This window comes from Pseudomaricurvus sp. ABR4_320 (genome assembly GCF_056159445.1).
Map to the genome: position 1 here is coordinate 300,440 of NZ_JBSWVF010000001.1, position 19,573 is coordinate 320,012.

At 48.5% G+C, this 19,573-nt stretch carries 20 protein-coding genes; 5 read left to right on the top strand and 15 right to left on the bottom strand.

Translation table 11 applies throughout. The annotated features are described in order from the left end of the window. Positions 1 to 49: 49 nt before the first annotated feature. From ACXAFR_RS01255 to ACXAFR_RS01290, 8 genes are all read right to left on the bottom strand, one after another. Positions 50 to 400, bottom strand: a complete 351-nt coding sequence (locus ACXAFR_RS01255; protein ID WP_475171003.1) for a hypothetical protein — start codon at positions 398 to 400, stop codon at positions 50 to 52. A gap of 333 nt (positions 401 to 733) precedes the next feature. After that, a complete protein-coding gene (locus ACXAFR_RS01260) occupies positions 734 to 910 on the bottom strand; it encodes a DUF2256 domain-containing protein (protein ID WP_475171008.1) in 177 nt (58 codons plus the stop codon). 12 nt (positions 911 to 922) lie between these two features. Continuing rightward, positions 923 to 2,356, bottom strand: a complete 1,434-nt coding sequence (locus ACXAFR_RS01265) for an alkaline phosphatase (protein ID WP_475171010.1) — start codon at positions 2,354 to 2,356, stop codon at positions 923 to 925. Between the two features lie 205 nt (positions 2,357 to 2,561). Next, complete coding sequence (locus ACXAFR_RS01270; protein ID WP_475171013.1) at positions 2,562 to 2,972, bottom strand: GFA family protein; 411 nt, start codon at positions 2,970 to 2,972, stop codon at positions 2,562 to 2,564. 29 nt (positions 2,973 to 3,001) lie between these two features. After that, positions 3,002 to 3,397 (bottom strand): GNAT family N-acetyltransferase, encoded by a 396-nt coding sequence (locus ACXAFR_RS01275; RefSeq protein ID WP_475171015.1) that lies wholly within the window; start codon positions 3,395 to 3,397, stop codon positions 3,002 to 3,004. 196 nt (positions 3,398 to 3,593) lie between these two features. After that, entirely contained in the window at positions 3,594 to 4,415 is an 822-nt protein-coding gene (locus tag ACXAFR_RS01280; protein WP_475171016.1) for an alpha/beta fold hydrolase, read from the bottom strand. Positions 4,416 to 4,482: 67 nt separating this feature from the next. Beyond that, positions 4,483 to 4,959, bottom strand: coding sequence for an alpha/beta hydrolase family protein (locus ACXAFR_RS01285; protein ID WP_475171017.1), 477 nt, complete (start codon positions 4,957 to 4,959; stop codon positions 4,483 to 4,485). A 19-nt stretch (positions 4,960 to 4,978) separates the two neighbouring features. Beyond that, positions 4,979 to 5,434 carry a hypothetical protein gene (locus ACXAFR_RS01290; protein WP_475171019.1) on the bottom strand — a complete coding sequence of 152 codons (456 nt, stop codon included), beginning with the start codon at positions 5,432 to 5,434 and terminating at the stop codon, positions 4,979 to 4,981. A gap of 715 nt (positions 5,435 to 6,149) precedes the next feature. Between ACXAFR_RS01290 and ACXAFR_RS01295 the strand changes: the two genes are divergently transcribed. Beyond that, entirely contained in the window at positions 6,150 to 8,012 is a 1,863-nt protein-coding gene (locus ACXAFR_RS01295) for a hypothetical protein (RefSeq protein WP_475171022.1), read from the top strand. A gap of 98 nt (positions 8,013 to 8,110) precedes the next feature. On the opposite strand, the gene ACXAFR_RS01300 is transcribed toward ACXAFR_RS01295, so the two are convergent. From ACXAFR_RS01300 to ACXAFR_RS01320, 5 genes are all read right to left on the bottom strand, one after another. Further along, positions 8,111 to 8,596 (bottom strand): VOC family protein, encoded by a 486-nt coding sequence (locus ACXAFR_RS01300; RefSeq protein WP_475171023.1) that lies wholly within the window; start codon positions 8,594 to 8,596, stop codon positions 8,111 to 8,113. Between the two features lie 237 nt (positions 8,597 to 8,833). Continuing rightward, positions 8,834 to 10,879: an autotransporter family protein gene (locus ACXAFR_RS01305; protein WP_475171025.1), complete on the bottom strand. Its 2,046-nt coding sequence runs from the start codon at positions 10,877 to 10,879 to the stop codon at positions 8,834 to 8,836. A 169-nt stretch (positions 10,880 to 11,048) separates the two neighbouring features. After that, a complete protein-coding gene (locus tag ACXAFR_RS01310) occupies positions 11,049 to 11,360 on the bottom strand; it encodes a cupin domain-containing protein (RefSeq protein ID WP_475171028.1) in 312 nt (103 codons plus the stop codon). Continuing rightward, a complete protein-coding gene (locus ACXAFR_RS01315; RefSeq protein WP_475171032.1) occupies positions 11,357 to 11,809 on the bottom strand; it encodes a hypothetical protein in 453 nt (150 codons plus the stop codon). The genes ACXAFR_RS01310 and ACXAFR_RS01315 overlap by 4 nt, the downstream gene beginning before the upstream one ends. Positions 11,810 to 11,923: 114 nt before the next feature. Further along, positions 11,924 to 12,748 carry an AraC family transcriptional regulator gene (locus tag ACXAFR_RS01320; protein ID WP_475171034.1) on the bottom strand — a complete coding sequence of 275 codons (825 nt, stop codon included), beginning with the start codon at positions 12,746 to 12,748 and terminating at the stop codon, positions 11,924 to 11,926. 115 nt (positions 12,749 to 12,863) lie between these two features. Between ACXAFR_RS01320 and ACXAFR_RS01325 the strand changes: the two genes are divergently transcribed. Next, entirely contained in the window at positions 12,864 to 13,307 is a 444-nt protein-coding gene (locus ACXAFR_RS01325) for an organic hydroperoxide resistance protein (protein WP_475171036.1), read from the top strand. A gap of 117 nt (positions 13,308 to 13,424) precedes the next feature. Here the strand turns inward: ACXAFR_RS01325 and ACXAFR_RS01330 are convergent, their stop codons facing one another. Next, a complete protein-coding gene (locus ACXAFR_RS01330; protein WP_475171038.1) occupies positions 13,425 to 14,897 on the bottom strand; it encodes a DUF1254 domain-containing protein in 1,473 nt (490 codons plus the stop codon). 312 nt (positions 14,898 to 15,209) lie between these two features. Then, entirely contained in the window at positions 15,210 to 16,592 is a 1,383-nt protein-coding gene (locus ACXAFR_RS01335) for an aminotransferase-like domain-containing protein (protein WP_475171041.1), read from the bottom strand. A gap of 122 nt (positions 16,593 to 16,714) precedes the next feature. Between ACXAFR_RS01335 and ACXAFR_RS01340 the strand changes: the two genes are divergently transcribed. From ACXAFR_RS01340 to ACXAFR_RS01350, 3 genes are all read left to right on the top strand, one after another. Next, positions 16,715 to 17,575, top strand: coding sequence for a DMT family transporter (locus ACXAFR_RS01340; RefSeq protein WP_475171043.1), 861 nt, complete (start codon positions 16,715 to 16,717; stop codon positions 17,573 to 17,575). Between the two features lie 148 nt (positions 17,576 to 17,723). After that, on the top strand, positions 17,724 to 18,362 hold the full coding sequence (locus tag ACXAFR_RS01345; protein ID WP_475171045.1) for a LysE family translocator: 639 nt from the start codon (positions 17,724 to 17,726) through the stop codon (positions 18,360 to 18,362). Between the two features lie 214 nt (positions 18,363 to 18,576). Beyond that, positions 18,577 to 19,539 (top strand): threo-3-hydroxy-L-aspartate ammonia-lyase, encoded by a 963-nt coding sequence (locus ACXAFR_RS01350; protein WP_475171047.1) that lies wholly within the window; start codon positions 18,577 to 18,579, stop codon positions 19,537 to 19,539. Positions 19,540 to 19,573: the final 34 nt, after the last annotated feature.

Sequence of the window (19,573 nt, forward strand, 5' to 3'; positions counted from 1 at the left end):
TTTTCTCTCCGCAAGCCAAAATATAACTTAATCAATATTTCGAAAATATTTACTTCACAAGCTTAGTAGTTCTACGGAAAAAACGAATTGCATATACAAATGCAAAACCGACAGAAGGTATCAACATAAAGCCAACGAGCTGTTTCATTTCAGAGTCATTGTAGGTCGGACCATAGGGTTGGACTACCCAGTCGATCACCATTACAACAAGGCCCCACGTTACGGAAACGAAGATGTAGGCATAAAATTCTTCCGGAAGAATTTTGATTTTTTGAATGGTAAGCGGTGACAACGAAAACAATGATTGTAGATCTTCTCTTGTACGAACGAAAAAACCAATAATTGCTAATACATTGACAATACTGGCTAAAATTAGGCCGATTATGTTCAGTAATTCCAATTTACTTCTCAACTATAAAAATTGACGTCAATATCTTGAAAACAGACATTAAACTCTAACATTTTGAAAGTTTTAGTAAATAGGCTACTCTTTATTGTCACCAAAAACAGCAGCATTCACCATTTTGTATAATCATGTCAAAACACTCATCTTGTCTTTAGTAAGACTTTACAAATTAATGGAAAGACGACCAAGAAATGGTCGTCCCACATCCTAAAAAGCACTAAACAACGGCAATTATGAGGGCGTAGGAAACTTCTGAAAAAAAAGATACCAGTCGCTTATAAACGATCTGCGCTTTTTGTAAAGAACGAAAAAGAGCTTAACAACTTTTTAATTTGAGTTGCCACTTCTCCGACAGCGCTCAGAACAATAGCGCACGTCATCCCAGTTATTGCGCCAACTAAAGGGTTTACCACAGGCGGCACAGGTTTTGGTCGGCAGGCGAGACTTAAACCCTTTGGCCAGGGTGCTGTTATTATTTGGGCCTGGGGGTTTCTGTCTCGCCATGTAAGGAGTGGTTTATAGGCCGAAGGCGTCAGCCATGACGTTGTAGAGTTTGTTCTGTTCCATTACGCCTTTCACGTTTTCAGCCCCAGGGCCTTGGCCGTAAAGCGCGACATCTTCGCCGCCATGGGTTTCAGAAAGGTTATGGGTACCATCAAAGCTGTACCCGGTCGGCACCAACGCCTGTTGAGTAGCTCTTGGGCCTTCTTGCGGGCGAGGCCGTTTGCCTTCCACGGCGCCAGGGCCATTGATATAGCCAAGGGTGGTGTAGGGTTGGCCGTCGGTGGCGAGCATAGGTTTGCCAGAAGGCTCGCCGGAATCGTCATTGCCTTTGACGATACCCAATATGGGGTTACCACGGGTGGGGTAGCCGGCCAGGGTAAAGACATGGCTGTGGTCTGCGGTGACGAGAATCAGGGTTTCTTCTGGGTCGACCATATCCATGGCTTTCTGAATGGCTTTAGAAAAGGCGTAGCCCTCTTCCATGGCGTAACCGGCACGGCCTTCATGGTGAGCATGATCGATACGCCCGGCCTCAACCATTAAAAAGTAACCGGAAGAATTTGTTTTCAAGCGATTGATGGCCTGCTCAGTCATGTCCGTCAGGGTTGGTTCAGTGGTATCTCGGGCGCGGTCGATCTCATAGGTCATATGACTCGACGAAAACAGCCCCAACACCGGTTTGCTGGTTTTCGCTTTTTCCAGCTCTTCCAAGGTGGTGACGTAAGAACCGCCGCCGGATTTCTGCCAGGAGGCTGCCAGGTCCTGGCCATCTTGGCGTTCACCGCCCTGGTCTTCAGTGGTAAACATTTTCGCACCGCCCCCTAAGGCAACGGTAAACGGGAAGTTCACCAGTTGCTGGGCAATATCTAAACAACCGTGTTCTTTGGCTTCTTCGGTCAGTTCGGCATCGCTTTCCCAATCCCGCTCAGGGCTATGGGCATAAACGGCTGCAGGCGTGGCGTGCGTAAGCCGTGCGGTCGATACAATACCAATGGCTTTGCCCTGCTCCTGAACTTTTTCTGCCAGTGTGGGCAATGTTGCATTAAGCGATTCTTCACAACTTTGACGGTGTGAGCTCGGGGCGACACCGATCATTCCAGCACGGGTTTTTGCCCCAGTGTTCATGGCCGATGCGGTGCCGGCGGAATCTGGCACTTGCTGGTTGGTGTTATAGGTTTTAACCAGGGCAACGTGATCAAAGGTTTCGAACGGCAAAACATTCTCTTCACCGGTGGCGCCCGCTTTTTGGCCAGCATAAATGCGCATGGCGGTCACGGTGGATACGCCCATGCCATCGCCAATAAATAAGATCACGTTTTTTGCGGCGGGCTTTTTCACCACCTCGGCAGGCACTTCCGCTTCTGAAGGGGGTTTAGAGCAAGCAGTTAAACCAACAAGCAACGAACAAATCAACAGAATCCTGCTGTTTCTAGGCAAAACGTTCATAAATGGGATTTTCCAGTGTGTCTACATCGAAGGAGAAATGCGGGGCGCAATTCACAGGTAACGAACCGATTAGGTCTAACTTACCCGATTCCAGTTTAAGGGTCATCTGTTAAGGAAAGATTAACCCTGTGCCGGCACACTGATCACATTGAACATATATCAACCAGATCTTGATATTTTTTATCTTGGTTACCGTAAAACAGGGTTATTTTGACAATCGGCCTTCCTGAAAAGCGGGCACTCCTGGGCTAAGCTCACACCAATTGGCTTTGTAGCGGGTGAATATGTGCGCATCCACCTCTACGGGAATGTCCTCATCAAAGGTGGCAATGGCCAGTTCGATGTGCTCGGGTGGAGTACCTTTTGCTCGAAAGCCAAGACTGGAGCCGCACTGAGAACAAAAGGTGCGTATGCTGCCGTTATGGGCAGTGTATTCTTTGAGCAGATCCTCACCGGCGAGCCAGGTTAAATCGGTGACCTCGACCAGCGTACCAAAAGCCGCACCATGAAACTTGCGGCACATAGTGCAATGGCAGTTGGCCACCTGCTCGCGAAAACCACTGACTGAAAACGTTACCCCGCCGCACAGGCAAGAGCCGTTAAAACAATTATCCATACGTCATCCCTCGGGAACGGTCATATATCCTACAGACTAGACACGATAGTACCGTCATTTGTTACATCAATCGCCTTCCATCCTGAGGCAATGTAGAGTTCTGGAACCTCCGTCAGCGCGTATAAGATGGGAGAGATATCGGCCGCCGCAACGATAAGACTGGAACCGACGCCCTTTCCACGACAAACCGGAACCACAAACAAGGCGTTTAGCCACACTACTTTATTTGAGCCCCTGGGATCACTGTAGAGTGAAAAGGCAACGCCGCCGATCACTTCGCCATTATCCAAAGCAACCAGAGGCCAGGGAACATGTCGATGTCTAAATCCGCGATCAAAATCGATGAAATCAGCCCATTGTGTCCGCAACAAGGCTGATAGGGCCTTCGCATTCTGGGAGTCAAAGTCCGTTTGAACGATTTCCATGGTCCTCGCTCATTTTCGATGATTCTTCGCAGCGATATACCGTCACGCTAAGGGTGCCATGTGACTCGACGAGTTCGCCAGATCTAGCAAATCACCCTGACCAAAACAATGCGGAACCTGCATTCACATGACAGTTATTTAAGCCAACGCAATCCGTAAAAAAGGGACGATTAGCGGTCATCGACCGGTAATCGTCTTAGTCCGTCGTAAAAAAGGTCAGAATTTCCGCCACGAGAAACTCCGGCTCTTCTTCAATCACCAAATGCCCGGCATTGGGTACGGTTACCAAGCGTGAATTCGGTATTTTCTGATGAAGTTCATAGGCTTTGTTACAGGGGATCCATTGGTCTTCCTCACCCCATAAAATTAGGGCTGGCGCGCCAAATTCAGAAAACTTATCTTGGAATGCGTCTGTAAAGGCTACATCAGCTTGGGCAATTTGCCGATAAAAAGCATGTCTGCCTACCTCGCCCATCCAAGGCGCCAGAATTCCTTCAATGGTTTCTTGGGATAAAGGTTGATGCGCTGCGGTTTTGATGTAGGCCTCTACAATGGCGCGATGAATATAATCTGGCACTCCAGCAAAAGCTTTTTCGTGCTCTTCGATATGTTTAAAGAAAGGTGACCCCCAGGGCGATAAGGCCACGGGATCAATCACAACAATTTTTTTGTGCGCACGTTTATCTAGCAGATGACTTCGCAAAACCGTCGTGCCGCCAAAATCGTGGCCGACAATGTAGGGTGTGTCCAATTTCCAATGGGTTATTAGGGCATCCAGTACTCGATTTTGAATCCCCAAGGAAACATCGGCGGCGCTTTTATCCGATTGCCCATACCCGAGTAGATCAAAATAATGAACCCGAAAGTGCTTCGACAATCCATTGATAAGATGCCGTAAATTGAAAGACGACCAGGGTGTTCCATGCACCAGAATGAGTGGCTCGCCCCCGCCTACTATTCCGTATTTAACCGGACGACCTTCAAAGTTAAATTCGTTGGGTAAATTCCATAGATCCATGGAGTACTCCTTTACTGCTTCTCCAAAAGAAAACTGTCAGTGGCGTCGTCGATGAACTCAAGCCAGCTTATAAGGTTTCATTAAGCCACTGGCAGATATCGCTGACAACCAGATCAAATTGGTCATTACCTTGCGCATCTTTAACGCCGTGGTCAAGACCAGGGTAAAGCTGATATTCAATGTTTGACCGACCAGCAGAGTGCAGAGCTTCCACCAGCTGAGTCGCCTTAGCGGGTGAGACATTGGTGTCCTGCTCCCCCTGAGCGATAAACACAGGCGTGTTTACAGACGATAACACCTCATATTGATCGAGCGTCAGCATCTGATACCACCAGGAATAGCCATGGCCGCAAACCGATGTCTTAAAGGGTGGTTTTGTCTTCACCTGCTGAGCGAAGGCGGAAAAACCTTGCGTGGCCTCCTCTACTGCCTGCGGGCTGGGCAGCTCACTGGCAATCCCATGCAGAACATCGTCTTTAAACCAGCGACCACCGCCGTTCAGTGCGATGGTGGCAGCGACATCAGGGATTTGCATCGTGGCCATATAGGCGATCGTGGCCCCTTCACTTCCCCCCAGGATAATAAACCGCGAGTAACCGTTCTCCTTTTTTAACTGTCTCAACCACGCGGCGAATATCTTCGACACGCTGATGGGGATTATCGTGGGTCAAATATTCTTCCGGGCAATCTGAGCGCTCGGGGTCTCTGCTGTAGGGCAGCTGTTTATCAATCCCATATTTTTCCACCAGCAGTACGTCTGCTGCAGGGGATACCTGCCTCAATTTATCAACTAAGTCGCCCGCGTGGGTAATGCTGTTGCAGTCCGAGCCTTGCAAGATTAAAAGCAAAGTATCTGCTGTCGAGCTTTCAGAGTGTGTGAGGAGGTAATAGCGAACGGGCGAGCCGTCTACTCTGGCGATCGAGAATTCCTGTACTGGCCGAGTATCGGCAGCAACCCAACCACCGCAGCCCCACTGGCACAAGATCACGATCAACCATCGAAGATAAATCTGCCTCATATAGAATTGCCTAAATTTTGCACACTGATTGATTTATCCAAAGAAAACAAAGCTTTTCACAGAGCTACAGACATCAATCTATCGACTGCTAGATTGATTTGAAATCTAAGACGCGTTGATACTAAGAAGGTAAAATAGTGTTTATTTTTCCAAGGGGAATCAGCCATCAAAAGGTCGTTCAATCAATAACGGCTTCTTGCCATTACCGTATTTTAAGGGCAACTGTGAATTTATTTTTTTAGAAGCGCCTTTACAGAAAAAGGCCACATCCAAAAATGTAATTATTTCACAAAATACTGAGGTGGTAGAGCTTTTGAAACTGCTCTATTATCAAGCAGCTTGAAATGTTTCTCAGAAATTAACGACCAAAGACCCAGAAATTTCGGATGGCCTTCTACAGGTTTGATTGTTTAAATCGTATGGAAGACACGGAGTGTTTTACAAGGATTTTATGAAAAGCTTGACATTAGCATCTTCTAACATGTTTCCTCATCGCAAGACATACCGTTACCACAAGCAAGCCGTATCCCAAACCAATTTTTCTTTACGGTCTTTCGCAGATTCCATAATCGATTATCACGCATTTTCTCGTTCTTGAATTTCGTTTTCTCAACGGTATTCAGCAAAGAGCGAATACCGAACTAGAACGAATATCCCTGTTTATTGACAACTTTTTGATTCACTTAGCACGTTATTATTGTAAGAGAGACAGACGATGATTCACCCAACGAAAACACTCCTCGCCACTGCGATACTTGCCGTATCCGCCTCGGTCACGGCACAAACGTACAATGGTTACACCTTAAACCCCGACACCAATATTATTACCGGTGGTGGACTCGAATGGTTGCGCTGGACGGAGACGACTCAAATCTCGGTCAATCAAGCTTTAGAGAGATATCCCGGTTGGCGGTTAGCATCAAATTCTGAAATGGCTGATTTGTTTAACGCTTTCGTCCCTAACAATCTCTTCATAAATGCCGAAGACTACAGAAACCAAGTAGCAATTCCTTACGACGATGAAGAAAATACATATTCCAGAATATTTATTGAGATCTTCGGTGCAACTGGTGAAGTTACGAATGAAGACGACATAGAATTGGATATGGACCCAAACAATTATCAGATATATTCCACCGCTAGGTTTGGTAGCGATGAGGATGAAGACGGACTAATTAGAATTGCAGAAATAGAAGATGACTACACAATGCTGGGCAGACACTATGATGGTAGCGCCAGTTTTTCAAGAGACATCTATAACCTACAAAATGCTAGTTGGATGGAAACTGGAGTAGCTTTGGTACGAGAGCCACAAGACAACAACTCTCCAGCGTGGGGAGACGGGCCACTCACGATCTATCCCTACCAAAAAATTGTCAGCGATGCGCCCGAAGAATACGGAAACTACGGCACCGCGGTTGATGTTTATCGTAACAGAATGGTCATTGCCGACGGAGCCTATGGTGGCCCCATTGATTATTTCGTTATCGGTAGAGATGGATACTGGGTTAAGAAGTCGGAAATTTCAGAGGATGATAGGCTAAGCGAACGCCCAGTCAGAAATATTGCCATGGCAGGGCGTTACACCATTGCAGGAACTCCAGAAGCGTATAGCAACCTCGGTGAAGCCAATCTCTACTATCGAGAAGACGGTGGCAACTGGTCACCAGTTTTAACCTTGGACTCCGTAAGAGATTGGGGGCCAGATTCTCAATTCGGAGGTTCTGTTGGCATTTCCGGTGACAGCGTGATTGTCTCAGCACCAACTGGCAACTCTTTGGGATATTGGCATTCCGGATCGGTCTACTTTTACGATAAAACCGGCGATACCTGGAACCTAACCAATCGCATTAATCAAGGTGATGAAGGTTATACCGAAAACCTTTTTGGCTGGTCAGTTGATATCTTAAATCCCTTCGCGATAGTTACAGCACGAGGAGTTGGCGAAGAACGCGAACCCGGCACTCGTTACGGGGTCGGCGGAACCTACTTTTTCAAAAAAGATAATGACGGCCAATGGGTTAAAACACAGCTTATTGAACCTCAAGACCATACCCCTGCCGATAGCTATGGCGCCACGGCTGCACTCGGTGGTGGTTTCGCTGCTGTTAGCGCTCCTACAACCGACGTAGAAGGCCTTGCACAAGTTGGCAAGGTGCACATTTATCGCAGAAAGAACACCGGAGAGTGGATCGAACACCAGGTGTTAACACCGCCAGACCTGGAAGAAAATCGACGTTTTGGTGAAACGATCGCAATGAACTATGACACGCTTGTGATCGGCTCACCGGGCTCTGGCGCCGACGATGGTGTGATCTATGTGTACAAATTGGATGAAAACAATCAATGGCAACACACTGCTAACCTGGCGTTGATCGATGGATCCTATGATACGGGATACGGTGGCATCGGGGGGAGTGTCAATGTGAGAGGCGTTCAGTCCTCTTCTTCTCTCGCTTTCGATTTCTACGGTAATGTCATTGTAGGAGCACCTCGCTACGACTATTTTAATAACAACTCGGAAGTCGTCCCCTGGGCAGGTGCCGTTTTTATATATGACCTAAACGTCTTAAACTAAACGAAGGATATAGTGGTCACTTCCTTTACTGAAGTTTGTCAGCGGAAGTGACCACCCAACTTGCTGGGTACAATTAGATTAAGCGGTTTCGAGGGTAATCACCCTCGTATCGCGGCTTCAATTTTCTCCACATCAATCTTGGTCATTTCCATCATGGCCTCAAATGCGCGCTTGGCCACCAGAGGATCCTCATTGGCAATTGCCTTGGATAGGGCGATCGGTGTAATTTGCCAAGAAACACCCCACTTGTCTTTACACCAACCACAGGCGCTTTCGGCGCCGCCGTTTTCGACAATCGCGCTCCAATAACGGTCCGTTTCAGCCTGATCTTGTGTGGCAATTTGAAAAGAGAAGGCTTCCGTCTGCTTAAAGGCTTCACCACCGTTTAGACCGAGACAAGGAACGCCCATCACAGTAAATTCCACCGTTAATACATCTCCCTGTTTTCCGGAAGGAAAGTCAGCTGGCGCACAACAGATGGCATCAATCGTTGAATCAGGAAAGGTTTCAGCATAGAAACGTGCGGCATCTTCCGCATCGCCGTTGTACCACAAGCATATCCGGTTTTTGGGGATGTCTGACATGGTAAACCTCCGCGTTTAACCTAATCTTTTATCGTGACGATAAATTCCATTTAATACACGTAAAACTGCCAGTCTCTGCACATACAGGGGTGTACACCGGTCGAAGCAGTGACAAAAGAAGGATCGACGATAGCGCGCCCTATCGGTATGCGCAACCGACTTCAGCTAACGTGACCGTTTTCTAATAGAGAGATACCGCACAATGCCCCACTGATGTGGGGCACCAAAACCATAAATTTAAAAGCGATAGTTTGCCCGAAACTGCACGCCATATTCCTGTGCGTCATCACCGGTCAGTGACGTTAGCCAGACAGAGGCGGAACCCATGCGCCCCAGGGCATGACGTACGCCAACGCTGGCTTTTATGCTATCCGTACTCATCGACGTTAGCGTTTGGTCCCATGGGGTATTCGGCGAATCTACGAAAGCGACACTCACGGAATCTTCATCGCTGTAGTTGTGTTGCCAACCGACGCGGACCTCAGTCGTCAGTGCTGGGGTCAACTGCAAAGCGCCACTCATGCCGATATCACTCAACACGGTATCCATTTCTGCATCGTCCACGGCTACTGCGGTCACATCACCCTGCTCTTCAAAGCCATCTATCTCTGCGTTTATGTAGTGACCATATCCGAACGCACTTAAGCGCAGTCTTTTGGTCTGCAGCAGATTCCATACAAGACCCGAGGAAACACCCAACGACCCACCTGAGCTGGATCCACGGTTATTGCCAAAACCGCTATTTCGATTGAGATCGGCATCGAACTGATCGATACCGGCGATGGCTTCTAAAAATACACCCTCCAATAGCCGTAAAGAGCCATACGCGGTTATTCCGTAAGCGGTAGACTCTGTATCACCACCATCTTCATTGAAATCCGCTTCGGTATAGGCATAACTGCCCGCTAGGCCGAGCTGCAGTCGGTTGCCTACCGAAGTGTCATAACCTAGCATTAAGTTGTAGCCATCATATTCATAACCGGCGATGTGTAAACTATCGTCAAACTCTCCCTGGGCAACGGTGCCATGGATGTAAAAACCTGTGGCGGCAGAGGGCTCCGCTTGGCCACCTTGCCAAGTCCAATCTTGATTACCGGTGGAAACCAATTGCATCTCATCATTCAGTGAAACCCCACCCGCAACATCGTTAAACGCATAGCCTGCTGTTCGAGTCGCTTCCAGTCGATGACTGATTTGAGAATGCATATCCAGGCGATTACTCACCGCTGTTCGCAATACCTGGCCAACCTGATACTGTGAGAATTTGCTGTAGTCTTCAACCTCAGTCAGATCATTCACCAGACTTTTGAGCTGGGCATTCGAGGACGCCTGTAGCGCGGAACAAATTTGTAAAACGCCACCAGAGGCAGCATCGCAATTCACCCCAATCACCGTCGACTGACTGGCAGAAATATCGGCAACCAGGGCCGCCAATTCAGAGCTGAGAGCGCTCAAGGCCGTCAGGTCGGTATAGACAGATCGCAAGCCATCGATATCCATCACAATACCGCCGCTAGCCAGAGCCATCTCTGTGTAGTCTGCATCGGTACTTCCGGAACCATAGCCGCGCACATACCCCTGAACTTTAACAATTGCGCCGTTGGCATCCTGCACATAGGCGTAGCCGGTATCTGGATCGCTACCGGTAATGGCAATGGCGGCATTGCCATTTTTATCAGTAAAGTTCTGAGAAACAACTACATGGAGGACCGTATTGTTTTGGCTTAGCTCAGCTTGAATTGTTGCATAATCATAATCGGTCAATCCTGCTGCAAATTCCGATGCACCAAGATTGACGGTGTCGCTGTCTCTATCTTCATCGGTAATCAACATAATGGAAGACCCGGCGGTTGATCGAAAATTATAATTCTCTAAGGCATAGTCGATACCGCGATAACCATCTTCGGTAGATCCTGTTGTGGTCAATTCTGGCGTTACTGAATTGAACTCATCGGCAGTTCCCCACACCGCTCCGGCAGAAGTATTCAGGTAGAAATTTCGATAGGTTGCATACCCCTCTTCCGAATTAGCCTGGCTGGCAGACGTATAAGACGCACTACTGCCATAACCTACGAGACCGTACTGATTCAACGTAATATTCTGGTCATTCAACATGTTATCCAGATTGCTTACATAGGTGCCGATAAAGGCATTGTGCTCGCCCGACATGGAGGATGATTCATCCATCACGACTACCATATCCAGGGAGGAAGCGGCTAAAACACAGTGGCTACTGATGGCGGCAGAGAGTGCTAGGGCGAGTTGAGAAGGTTTAAAACACATACTACTAAGTCCTTTTTACTAAACGTCAGAACGAAGGCGTTTACATCGAACGAGAAACGCCCGGGAGTGCTCCCGCGATCGTTCGTTGGCTTCGTGATTAGTAAGACGGACAAATCAGTCAGTTGAGATTTACGAGTGAAAACCTGGGGTTAGGGTCGTACAAATACCGTTATAAGCTGCCTTCCGACTCAACCACAAGAATTCTTGCCTCGCCTTGGGGATGCGCTACATGTTCCGTCCCGACGCTCGCGTAGAAAATATCGCCGACAGATAACAACGCTGTTTTTTCTTCGCCATTTTCCCTGTAGTGCATTTCTACCATGCCATCCAGAACCACGAAAACTTCTTCCCCATCGTTGATGTGCCATTTATAGGGCTGATCAGTCCAATGTAAGCGGGTTGTAATGCCGCCCATATTGGCGATATCTAAGGCACCCCAAGCACGGTCTGCAACAAATTCTTTGCCTTTAATAATTTTCATAGTGTCGTTTCTTTTTCAATGACATCGTCTTTCGTATTAATCCATTGACCGGTACTCGGCATAACCAGCGCAATTAGTCCGGCACAAAGCGACAGATACATAACGAAGATATGAATCACGTTTCTCATTAGGTAATCGATTTGCCCCACATGTTGGAACATTTGGAGAAATTGAAAAATGCAGTATCCCATTACAACGACTCCAAACACCAACATTGCTAAACGGCTCCACCAACGTTTTCTTAGAAATCGATCAATAAGAAATGCCCATACAATAAAATGCAAAAGACCGCCATAAAAGTTCCAAAAATAGCTGAGCCCTTCAACCTGAATTCGATACGCTTGATAGAGCTGCCATCCATTAAATATTGGATTTGATATCGCGTACGCCAACACAAAAGCGACTGTACATCGGACCGAAATCGGCGCCGCCTTTAACCTACCGAACATCTTTTAACCTCTAAAACGCGATCTCTATTTAAGAAATGTCTGATGAATGCTGGAGAGATGAAGAGATCTCTAAAGGCCAATCTACAGAGTTTATAAAAAGGCACTGCAAAAGGATTACTTGATTGCCGCCAACCATTCTCTTGGCGAGAGCCCACATTGGGCTTTGAAGGCGCGGGATAATGCGGACTCACTCTGATAGCCAGCCTCTTCTGCTATCAACTTGAGTGGTTGTCCGTTCTTCAACCACTTTTGCACAAGGCCGATGCGCCATCTTTGCAGATATTTCACGGGTGTCTCACCCACAGCTTCTCGAAAGAGCGTTGAAAAGACGCTGCGTGACATGCCCGCTTCTGCCGCCAAGCTTTCCACCGTCCAATCCTGTTGTGGCTTTTCATGAATCGCAACAATGGCGCGTCGCAATTTTGGGTCAGCAAGTCCGGACAACATCCCCACCTGTGTTGTCCCATTCTCCATCAGCTCTCTCAACAGCTGAACCAACAAAACCTCGAACAGTCGATCGAGTATGACCTGACGCCCGCAATACCTGGCGTCAGCTTCGGCAAATAAAAGCGCCAAAACCGGTTCGCAATGAGGCAGAGACTTAATTGGCAAACAGAGGCTATCGGGGAGAGCATTTGCAATCGGATTGGCCTGCCGCCCCTCAAAATCCACGTGGGCACATAACAAATCGGCGCCAGATTGTGAATCTGTTATGAAATGGCGATGCAGAGGCCTCGGATAAAACAAAAGGCTAGGCTGATCTATGGTGTACGCTCTGTTTTTTCCGTGCCACACCTCCAGCTGCCCCGCGCGTACTAAATGGAGCTGACCGAAGGATTCCGGAATTTCCACATCATTGCGACCACAGACATTGCCTGACTGAAAGCTCTGAGCCTTAAGGGAAAAGTGCTCGAACAAGGAAGCGAGTCGATCCACCATAAAATACGATCTGCAATGTTAAACAGACGAATTGTATCAATTCGTTTCCTTAAGTCCACCATAATGGCTCCCATCAACACAACCCATGACCCCACATGTCTACGAGGACACAACGATGAAACCTGAAAAAATCTTATACACCGCCCAAGCCACCTCCACAGGAGGACGTGAAGGACACTCGGAATCCAGTGACAAGGCGCTCTCTGTACAACTTTCGACACCGACAGCGCTGGGTGGCGCGGGAGGTTCTGGAACCAATCCTGAACAGCTGTTTGCCGCCGGCTACTCTGCCTGTTTTTTAGGCGCGTTAAAACACGTGGCCCTCAAACAGAAAATCAAACTGCCTGAGACTGCGAGCATCACCGCACAAGTCGGTATCGGGCCGATTCCAACCGGTTTCGCCTTAGAAGTCGAATTGACTATCACTCTGCCCGGCATCGACAAAGATCAAGCGCAAGATTTGGTCGAGCAAGCACACCAGGTCTGCCCCTACTCCAACGCCACTCGCAATAACATTGACGTAAAACTTGTTGTAGAGAGCAGAGTACCCCCGATTTAACATTGGTTAAAATCCCGAGGCTAAAAAATGCGCAAGTCGATAGCTCGTCGACTTGCGCCGTTTATTCACGCCTCTCCTTTGAAAGCTCTGCGCCAAGTAGGGCTTACGTGATTTTGATTATTCATTTACCTTTTCAAAATCCGGCATTTTAAAGGTTCTGTTATTGAGCGCATCGGTGGGACCGTAAAACCGAAATGCAGGTAAGGGATGTTTGCCAGCAGTCGGAATCCAGTTTGATTCGTAGCCTTGCGGCGCTTTTGGTCCAACATAGAGAGTAACCGATCCATCATCATTCTTTTTGAGGGTGTCAAGATCGTAGCTGGAGAGCGTTGTGCGATTGAGATCTGTGTAAATAAAACCGAAGGTCGCGCGATCGTAGACTGTCAATGCCCAAAACTGTTTTACAGGCATCTCCGCAGGAACGTTAACTTTATACATGCTGCCAGGCTTAAGCGGTTGACCGGATGAATCACCCATCGCCATCGCGTACTGTGTCGCCGGATTATCGGACAACACCTTTGGTACATAGGTACACCAAAGATACTGCAGGGCGCGCAAGTCGATGTCGATTTTGTCATCGTATTCATAGGTAAAGGTTCGATTATCATCCGCGAGCATCAACGGATAATACTGCCTATCGGGCCAGAAACGCTTAGTATCCGGCAGTTTATCAAAACCATTCTGCAAATACTGCCAAGCATCAATCGCTGCCTGACGCATGGCCTTAGTCGTCGTTTTATCCGGCGTAAAGGGTTTGCCCTTCTCGATACCCAGGGACGCCAACAATCCCATCATGTGCTTATCGATAGCGCGCACGGGCTCAACACGGACAATGTTATAAATATCGTCAAAATGCCGCTCGTCGAAAAACGGCAATGTCGCATAGCGATCCTGAGAGGGATCAATAAAACGTTGCTGCGGCGGATTATCGGCTTCAGCCAAATAATACATCCGCAATTTTTGCGCATAGTGAAACGCGTCCTGTTGTGTTTTTCCCGGTGCGATTATCGATCGAAACGCCAGAGCAATACGATAATTGGGAGAAGGCACGTGGATATAACCCGCCGGAATTTGCCCCGTATAACCCGGTGGCGTAAACAGGTATTTGCTGGCTTTGCCCTTGTCCAGCCCGGTAGGCCCCACGTCGGCAATGGTAAATTGCCAAGCATCGACAACCTGTCCGTACAAGCTACCATCTGGCCCAGCCTCGGGTACTTCTAACACCGCAGGCCCCTTCTGCAAATCCGTATAGGCTGCAATATAAGGGGTGCTACTGTTGGCGGTTATCGCCTCGAGATTAGGTCCGGCTGTTTGGGAATAAGTGATGATGTCATTGTCATTCATCCCCAAATCTTCCATGGCTGCCGCTCGAAACCGATAGATTGCAACGGCGGGCATTCCCCAAAGCACCGCTTCAAAAGCACGCTGATATTTTACTTGGTATTCGAAATCCGTAACCGACGCAGTACTGCCCTTCGGAGGTTGTCCACCCAGAGGTTCCGTACCGGCTTGGGCATTAACATTTAATGCGGTAAACATACTGAATAATAGTCCGATAAGGACGCAGGACGTCACTCGAGATATCTGCATTCTGTAAATCTCCCTGAAATAATGCCTGAGAAAATCAAGGCAATTCCTTAGTTTCTTTTAATGAGTGTTATCCGTCTTTAAAACCATTCATTACGTCAGCGACTATATCTACTTTACTTGGAGACGACCAGACAGGGGTGGATTGCTGCGCCATCTAGCGCAAGGATCCCGCAAAGATTGCCTTGACGGACCCCTTACCCCAACGCCTATCATTTTTAAGTAACCGGGCGATCCTAGAAACTCAACAGCGCGAAGCATTCCGTAGACATCGGTAATAGCAACCTCGCCACCGTCTAAAACAACTCAACAATCTTAGCCTTTCATCGCCTCTTCCAGCACCTTATAGACACGTTTATTTTGACATTGGGCCACATTAAACCTTAGGAAGCGATCTGCGGTTAAGGTCTGACTAAAGGCGTTACCAGGCGCCAATACCACACCCTCTTTCAGGCAGCGTCGGGCAATTTCTGTCGCGCTGAACCCTTCAGGCAACTCGCACCACAAGAACATGCCAGCTTGAGGAATCAGCCATGGCTGGATATTCAACCGGGCCAGCTGGTCAAGCGTGGCAAGTCTTGCTTCGGCAAGACGCTGCCGAATACTATCCATGTGCTTGCGATAGCCGCTGTCCGTCAACGCTTTAAGCACCAGATCTGCCGCCATGCGGCCACCGCCAAAGGTTGTGGCAATTTTCAAATCTACAAGGCTTTCAATCCAATCACCACGAGCGGCAATATAGCCACACCTTAGAGCTCCGGAGATGGTTTTGGAAAAGCTGCCAATTTGTATCACTTTGTTTAGCCCATCAAAGGTCGCCAACCGATGAGCAGGTGAGATTTCCAGATCAGCGAATATGTCGTCTTCAACAACTACTAAGTCAGTTGCGTCTATCACCTTAAGCAGTCGGTGAGCCGTTACTGGCGACAGAGTTGCTCCCGTTGGATTGTGGATGCCCGAGTTGGTGACATACAACCGCGGGCTATGATGCTGCAGTGCATCGGCGAAGGCATCAACATCCGGACCTTGGGGCGTAAATGGGACGCCAATAACGGTTACGCGATGGGCTTTTAATAGCGCCTGAAAATTAAAGTAACATGGGTCATCCACCAGTACAGTGTCGCCCGGCTCCAGAAAAAATCGGCAGATTAAATCAATCGCCTGGGTGCCGGATTCAGTCAGCATAATCCCTTCCGGTGCGACATCAATACCGGCGTTGGCCAAACGTCGTGCCAAAAACTGGCGCAGAGCAGGCAACCCTAAGGGCGTGGCATATTCGCTCAAGTCTTCATCACTGGCTCGCGCCAGGGAGCGTAATGCCCGTCGCAATCCGTCGTGAAACAGCCAGTCCGGGGGCAACCAACCACATCCCGGCTTTAGAATGCGATTGTCTGCTTCTAACGCCTGACGAGAAATCCACAAGGGATCGATTTCCCGATCAACGATTGGTCCAATCTGATTCAAGGTCAGCGGTGCAGCGGGACCAATCACAAAAAAACCAGACCCAGGATGGGAGGCGATAACTTTCTCAGCCGCCAAGCGCTCATAGGCTTCAACCACCGTTGAGATGGAAACCTTCATGGCGCTGGCCTGGGCCCGCAGCGAGGGCAGCCGCGATCCGGGAGGGTATATTCGCGCAGCAATTTTCGCTTGCACGTCTGCCATAACCGCGCCGATGCGGGTGCCTTGAGTGGTCATTCCTGTCACCAAATTGTATGGGGTTTTATAACAGTACAGTTCTTTCTAATTGTACTGAAGTGTATCTGGCGACAGGCTGGGCAGCAATGATCAAATAGCGCCCTACTGTTTGGGAGACCTCCATGACTCTATTCTCGAATGCCTGGTTTAACGGTTTTATCGGCGTTGCCATGTTTGCCGGCTCTCTACCGGCGACTCGCGTTGCCGTCGCCGACTTCAGTCCCACCTTTTTGACCTGCGCACGAGCCACGTTGGCAGCATTGATCGGCATGGCACTGCTTATGTTGTTGAAGCAACCACGCCCCCAAATCAGAGAATTACCATCGCTGATGCTCGGCGCCCTTGGATGCGTGGTCGGGTTTCCACTTCTCACCGCCCTCGCCCTGCAACACATTACCTCTGCCCAATCCATAGTGTTTTTAGGGCTGCTTCCAATGTGCACAGCGATCTTCGCGGTATTGCGTGGTGGAGAGCGCCCTCGCCTGCCCTTCTGGATGTATTCCGGCTTGGGCGCCGTATGTGTTGCCGGTTATGCCGCCGTGGGCAGCAAGGATATGTCAATGATTGGGGCCGTATTGATGCTGGCGGCGGTTGCCGTCTGTGGTTTAGGGTACGCGGAGGGCGCTCGCCTTTCCCGTCGGCTGGGCGGCTGGCAAGTCATCAGCTGGCTGTTGGTGTTGTCTTTGCCGTTTATGCTACCTCTTGCGATATTGACCATGCCCACCAGTTTTCAATACATCAATACGTCGGCGTGGCAGGGACTCGCCTACGTTTCCTTATTCAGTATGTTACTTGGCTTTATCTTTTGGTATCGGGGGCTTGCTTTGGGTGGCATTGCAGCGGTGGGCCAATTGCAATTGCTGCAGCCGCTAATGGCGCTGGCGCTCGCCGCGCTAATACTGAAAGAAAGCGTAAGTGTGATGATGATCGCAACAACGCTTGTCGCTATGGTGTGCGTTGCCGGTGCAAAGAAATACGCATGAGACTTGGCAAAGTTTCTTTTTTTTGAGACTTTTCCAAGCCCCATAATCGCTTTTGTTAAGAAAGTGACGAATAAGACATTGATAAACAAATAAGGGCAAAGCAGATAAGAGTTACCTTAATCAATAACTCAACTTATGGAGAATAGAAATGGATGCAAACAATATTCTGAGCTTTATTGCAGTGGCCACGCTATTGGTTATTTCACCGGGCCCAAATGGCTTCCTTATCGCAAAAACGGTACCTTTGTCAGGACACAGGGCCGGCTTGGCGAATGTAGCTGGCTTTGTCGCTGCTTTTTATATCCATGGCACATTGTCGATTTTTGGCATCTCCATTCTTTTGGTGCAATCCGCCAATGCCTTTTTCGTGTTCAAACTCTTGGGAGCTGCGTATTTAATTTGGTTGGGCCTCAAAGCACTTAGAAATGCTCTACACCAAGGTTCGACGACAAATAGCGAAACTATTGAAAAGCTACAAACGCCAATATCTTTAAAAGGTGCATTTTACGAAGGCTTTTTAACAAACATCTTAAACCCTAAAGTCTCCGTATTTTATCTTGCAGCTTTCCCGCAGTTTATTCCAGTCGACGGCAATGCTCTCAGTGCATACGCCCTTGTTACGGCCCATTCATTGGTCAATGTTTTATGGTTTTCGACCATGATTTTTACATTAACGAGAGTAAAGCGAGCCACCAACCACCCTAGATTTAAAATCTGGCTCAACGCTGTAACGGGTGTTGTCTTTATTGGTTTTGGCGCAAAATTAGCGTTTGCGAAAAGTAGCTAATTAAGGAGGTAAAACCCAACCTGAGCGAATAGTCACAAAACTGGATAAAATCAGATCCGCCAATTTAGGGGGCGATTATCTAGATAGCTCCTATTTCCTACTCATTAATTTGCAACCAGTATTACACACGAACGTATCCTTAAGAGAAGATCACATAAACATTCCCCAAAAGTTTGAGACCGGATTCTCTATTGAAAGACCACAGGAATCGACAATGATGTTACCCACGTTTGACGATGTCTGCGCCGCAGCAGCTCGGTTAAAAGATCATGCCCACAAAACACCCGTCATGTCGTCCCGGACTCTAAACGACAACTTAGGAGCGGACGTCTTTCTAAAATGTGAAAATCTCCAGCGCACAGGCTCGTTCAAATTTCGAGGCGCGTTTAATGCCCTGTCAAAACTGACCTCTGAACAGCGAGGCGCCGGCGTGGTGGCCTTCTCATCGGGTAACCATGCCCAGGCGATGGCTCTCGCATCACGCACTCTCGGTATCCCTGCTACGATCGTGATGCCTGAGGATGCGCCTGCAATCAAACTCAGCGCCACTCGAGGCTACGGCGCAAAGGTAGTGACCTACAATCGCTATGAGGAAGATCGCGAAGCCATTGGGCGGAAACTCGCCGAAACAGAGGCCCTGACGCTAATCTCGCCGTTTGATCACGAAGATATTCTTGCCGGCCAGGGAACAGCCGTTAAAGAGCTGATCGAGGAAATTGGTCCCTTGGACACCTTATTTGTCCCCCTTGGCGGCGGTGGTTTGCTGTCCGGCAGCTCACTGTCTGCCAAAACCCTAGCACCAGACTGCAGAATATATGGCGTAGAACCGGAAGTCGGAAACGACGGCCAGCAGTCCTTGCAACAGGGCCAGATTGTTCACATCGACACACCGAAAACCATCGCCGATGGCGCCCAAACGCAACACCTTGGCAAGCTTACCTTTCCGATTATTCAAAGCAATGTTACAGACATTGTGACGGCGACCGACGCTGAGTTGGTTTCCGCCATGGCATTTATGGCGTCAAGAATGAAACTCATGGTAGAACCTACCGGCTGCCTTGGCCTTGCTGCTGCAATAAAAATGAAAGACGCATTGAAAGGCCAGCGAATCGGAGTCGTGATCAGTGGTGGCAATATTGACCTTAAGCAGTTCTCTGCGCTGATCAATGCATGTTAGCTTAGCGACTAAAAGCGATTCCTTTACAGCTTTA

Coding starts and splice junctions, on each gene's coding strand:
- ACXAFR_RS01260 (WP_475171008.1), bottom strand. CDS start 910: ATGGCGAGACAGAAACCCCCAGGCCCAAATAATAACAGCACCCTGGCC.
- ACXAFR_RS01265 (WP_475171010.1), bottom strand. CDS start 2,356: ATGAACGTTTTGCCTAGAAACAGCAGGATTCTGTTGATTTGTTCGTTG.
- ACXAFR_RS01270 (WP_475171013.1), bottom strand. CDS start 2,972: ATGGATAATTGTTTTAACGGCTCTTGCCTGTGCGGCGGGGTAACGTTT.
- ACXAFR_RS01275 (WP_475171015.1), bottom strand. CDS start 3,397: ATGGAAATCGTTCAAACGGACTTTGACTCCCAGAATGCGAAGGCCCTA.
- ACXAFR_RS01280 (WP_475171016.1), bottom strand. CDS start 4,415: ATGGATCTATGGAATTTACCCAACGAATTTAACTTTGAAGGTCGTCCG.
- ACXAFR_RS01285 (WP_475171017.1), bottom strand. CDS start 4,959: ATGGCCACGATGCAAATCCCTGATGTCGCTGCCACCATCGCACTGAAC.
- ACXAFR_RS01290 (WP_475171019.1), bottom strand. CDS start 5,434: ATGAGGCAGATTTATCTTCGATGGTTGATCGTGATCTTGTGCCAGTGG.
- ACXAFR_RS01295 (WP_475171022.1), top strand. CDS start 6,150: ATGATTCACCCAACGAAAACACTCCTCGCCACTGCGATACTTGCCGTA.
- ACXAFR_RS01300 (WP_475171023.1), bottom strand. CDS start 8,596: ATGTCAGACATCCCCAAAAACCGGATATGCTTGTGGTACAACGGCGAT.
- ACXAFR_RS01305 (WP_475171025.1), bottom strand. CDS start 10,879: ATGTGTTTTAAACCTTCTCAACTCGCCCTAGCACTCTCTGCCGCCATC.
- ACXAFR_RS01310 (WP_475171028.1), bottom strand. CDS start 11,360: ATGAAAATTATTAAAGGCAAAGAATTTGTTGCAGACCGTGCTTGGGGT.
- ACXAFR_RS01315 (WP_475171032.1), bottom strand. CDS start 11,809: ATGTTCGGTAGGTTAAAGGCGGCGCCGATTTCGGTCCGATGTACAGTC.
- ACXAFR_RS01320 (WP_475171034.1), bottom strand. CDS start 12,748: ATGGTGGATCGACTCGCTTCCTTGTTCGAGCACTTTTCCCTTAAGGCT.
- ACXAFR_RS01325 (WP_475171036.1), top strand. CDS start 12,864: ATGAAACCTGAAAAAATCTTATACACCGCCCAAGCCACCTCCACAGGA.
- ACXAFR_RS01330 (WP_475171038.1), bottom strand. CDS start 14,897: ATGCAGATATCTCGAGTGACGTCCTGCGTCCTTATCGGACTATTATTC.
- ACXAFR_RS01335 (WP_475171041.1), bottom strand. CDS start 16,592: ATGACCACTCAAGGCACCCGCATCGGCGCGGTTATGGCAGACGTGCAA.
- ACXAFR_RS01340 (WP_475171043.1), top strand. CDS start 16,715: ATGACTCTATTCTCGAATGCCTGGTTTAACGGTTTTATCGGCGTTGCC.
- ACXAFR_RS01345 (WP_475171045.1), top strand. CDS start 17,724: ATGGATGCAAACAATATTCTGAGCTTTATTGCAGTGGCCACGCTATTG.
- ACXAFR_RS01350 (WP_475171047.1), top strand. CDS start 18,577: ATGATGTTACCCACGTTTGACGATGTCTGCGCCGCAGCAGCTCGGTTA.